Source organism: Phyllobacterium sp. P5_D12 (genome assembly GCF_054049495.1).
This window is the reverse complement of the sequence record NZ_JBFUMG010000553.1, coordinates 1-2920: the sequence shown is the minus strand read 5'-3', so window position 1 is coordinate 2920 and position 2920 is coordinate 1. Positions and strand designations below refer to the sequence as shown.

The 2920-nt window shown below is 54.5% G+C and carries 2 protein-coding genes and 1 pseudogene; 2 read left to right on the top strand and 1 reads right to left on the bottom strand.

What is annotated here, in order from left to right; all coding sequences use genetic code 11:
• Nucleotides 1-820, top strand: an 820-nt coding sequence (locus ACXJ5O_RS23375) for a M23 family metallopeptidase (RefSeq protein WP_457301992.1), incomplete at its 5' end; no start/stop codon positions are given.
• Between the two features lie 301 nt (nt 821-1121).
• On the opposite strand, the pseudogene ACXJ5O_RS23370 reads toward ACXJ5O_RS23375, so the two are convergent.
• Nucleotides 1122-1731 (bottom strand): annotated as a pseudogene (locus tag ACXJ5O_RS23370) (methyltransferase family protein); the annotation flags it as partial.
• Between the two features lie 447 nt (nt 1732-2178).
• Here ACXJ5O_RS23370 and ACXJ5O_RS23365 point away from each other — a divergent pair.
• Nucleotides 2179-2920 (top strand): alpha/beta hydrolase family protein (locus ACXJ5O_RS23365; RefSeq protein ID WP_457301991.1); only part of this gene is annotated, 742 nt, incomplete at its 3' end.

Sequence of the window (2920 nt, the reverse complement as noted above, 5' to 3'; positions counted from 1 at the left end):
GACTCGACGAGCCCAGCTTCCCAGGATGGTTGCGCTCGATACGGCGGCTTTCTTCCTGCTGTTAATTCTCGGCCGATGGGACATTGCGGGGCTTTGGACGCGCCTTATCCTCGTAGGATTGGTCTTGGTCGTGGCATCGGACTCCCTTGTCAGACATGTTCGGCGACCGTGGCGTGTTCCGAAAGTTTCGCGGTTCTGGGCCCAGCATTTGACGACGGGCGTTTCGCTCACACTGTTCAGCGCGGCACTGGCCTACATTCTGACCGGATTTGCGAAGCCGGAGAATTCTCGCTCGCTCGCGTTCCCCCTGGAGCGCGGTCATTTTGTGATCGCACATGGCGGTAGCATTGCCTTGCTTAACTATCATGCCAGTCATCGCGCGCAACGCTACGCCCTGGACATCAGCGCGACAAACGAAGCTGGCTTTCGATCCAAGAGCATCCTGCCATCGGATCCTACCAGCTATTTTATCTTCGGAGCGTCCGTAGTCAGTCCCTGCGAGGGGACGGTCGTCTCAGTTAAAGACGGCTTGCCGGATTTGCCTCCGCCCAAGACCGACCGGGCCAATGCCGCCGGCAACCCTATCATTCTGTCATGCAATGGGATGCAGGTTGAGCTGGCCCATTTTCGGCAAGGAAGTATCCAAGTTCGGTCGCGCACGCACGTGTCCGTCGGTCAGCACCTGGGTCAGGTCGGTAACTCGGGCAATTCGACCGAACCGCACCTTCATATTCATGCGGTCGATCCCAGGACCGGCGCCGGCATTCCAGTTCTCTTCGACGGCAGATATCCGACGCGCAACACCGCCTTCAGAAGATAGGATGCCGAATACTGCAAGTGTTGACACTTTGTTTGAATGACAAGCGCGTTAAATCCCGTGCTGACAGTTTCAGACGATCTGGGCCTGGCGGCTTTCCATTGAGCCATGGCTTGCTGTCGGTGATTGCGAATTTTTGGCGACGCGCTGGCTCATGCCAATGATCAATATCGACAATTCAATAAGCCAAAAACAAGGTGACAGCTCCCCACCAAATGTCCCTAGTTTAGGGCAGCGCGGCTATACCCAGCTTCCAAGCCAGATTTATATCAGCGACGAAATCGCGTGAGCCGCGAAAAGCTTGGTAAAGCCGCAAGAGTACCGGAAGAATGTGCGCGCCCTGCAGATACCCCACAAACTCCAATAATGGATATGGAACGAAGAAGACCAAACCATCGGTGAGCGTCCTGTAAAGCGTGGAGGCCTTGACGCTCAGGACGAAGGCCTCTTTGTAACGCGAAAGCTTGGGGAAGAAGCGCGGCACTTCCCGCTTATAATCGCTATAGGCCTCACCGAACATATTTTCCAGATAGCCTTCCTCCGCCAGAATGATAGAAGGCCACATAACAGAGGAAGGCGAGCACCATCGCCACGGTCAGGCTGCCGGTTAGCATGCCAATGCCCGCCGCACCCAGTGTACTGAACATATAAAGCGGGTTACGGCTTATCGAGTAAGGTCCAAATCGGACGATCTCGGCACTCTTGCGTCCGTCAATGTAGAACGTGCACCACATCCGGCCCAGGATCGCCAAGACGATCACGCCGATACCGAAGTCCTCGACGAATTCATGGGTCCAGTCATTGCTCCAAGCGGAGCGAATGGTGAGAAGGGCGATAAGGATCAAACCAATGACAACTGCAAGGGCAATGCGCCTGCGGTGTTGAAACCGGGACATGTCTTTAGGGGAATTCAGCGCCATTGCGGCCCTCGTTAATAGCCATGCCATCAGAGCGGCTCATAAGAGGACTTTTCTTCAGGCACGATGAAGAAGCGTCTAAATGGGCCGAAGAGCGGCGGCAGAAACCAGGCATTAATATCCCACACTAGACTGGAGAGGTATTGTTGTGAACATAAGGGCGATGCGGTCGATTAACGAGAGAGCAACTGTTCGAGCGCTGCGCAGCGACCGGCAACGCGGCGATAGCCAGTGGAGGAACACGGTGTCCTACTCAGCAATCGGTTGAGTGAATCAAGGACCGCCGATTGATTTGCTCGGTCCGTCTGCACCATAAGATGAATTTCTCGACTCGTCCGTCACTTACTATGAGCACTCCCCTATCCTCGCTTTTAAGTCTTTCGGCCGAATATTCTTTGGTTCTGTTACGCGGTACGCTGTGCGCATTCACTGAGAGCTTCAGCCATGGTGTCCCGAAGAATTTGGATTGTTGTTTTTTGCATTTATATCGGCGTGGGATCTTCCAGCGCCCGTACGAATGAGCAAATCATATCGTTTTTTGTCGAGAACATGAGAGTCGTCGGTACCCTCGCTTTGCCGGCCCAGGGTCATGCGCCAGTTGTATTGATGTTACATGGTTTTGCTGGTTATCGCGACGAGGAGGGCATATTTCCTCGTGCGGCCAAGGCACTTGCTGCTGCGGGCATCGCCAGCCTACGTATTGATTTTCGTGGGGCCGGCGACAGCGAGGGCTCGTTTGCGGATACGACATTCTCCCGACAAATCGACGATGGGCTAAAGGCCCTGCGATACCTAGAAACAGATAATCGTGTAGATGCGACGCGAATTGGCATAATTGGAGACAGTCAGGGTGGACTAGTGGCTACCATTGTCGCTTCGCGTAGCGGGATTCCCAAGGCGCTTGCGCTGTGGTCTGCTGTTGCCAACCCACCAGCAACTTTTGAAAGTCTGTTCGGAAAAGGCCTCGTGTCTGCAGGGCTGCAAAGTGGTCAAACAGGCGTCGACGTTGTTGGTGTCCATCTCCGCCAACCCTACTTCGAGGATATCTACCGCATTCACCCACTGGTGGAAATCGCACGGTACAAAGGTCAACTCTTTGCTGCCGAAGGAAGCAGAGATGTGGTGGTTGGCAATGACTCTGCACAAAGATACATCGCCGCCCATGGAGGGGTGGGCGATTTATGGT